The following is a 211-nucleotide window of genomic DNA, read 5'->3' as shown; positions in this document are numbered from 1 at the left end:
CGATGTGTATAAGAGGCAGGCGAGCCGAGCCAGCCGGCCGAGGGGCGGGCGGTGCGCTCGAAGGTCTCCCAGTCGACGGCGATGAGGCCGCAGGTCGGCCGGATGGAACGGTGCTCGTCGTTGTCGAGCGCGCTCCAGGCGAGGTACCCCTCGACCTTGAGCCCGTCCTCGATGGCGGCCGCGACCTCGCCGAGGGCGCCCGTGTAGTAGG

Annotated in this window: 1 protein-coding gene; it reads right to left on the bottom strand. The window is 71.1% G+C overall.

Features of this window, described 5'->3' with window-relative positions:
- A partial coding sequence (locus J0695_RS41085) for a family 1 glycosylhydrolase (protein WP_206969899.1) occupies positions 1–211 on the bottom strand: 211 nt, incomplete at both ends.

Source organism: Streptomyces beijiangensis (assembly GCF_017315755.1).
In the GTDB taxonomy this organism is placed as follows: Bacteria; Actinomycetota; Actinomycetes; order Streptomycetales; family Streptomycetaceae; genus Streptomyces; species Streptomyces beijiangensis.
The sequence above is the reverse complement of the archived record's forward strand: the minus strand, read 5'-3'. Positions and strand labels throughout refer to the sequence as shown.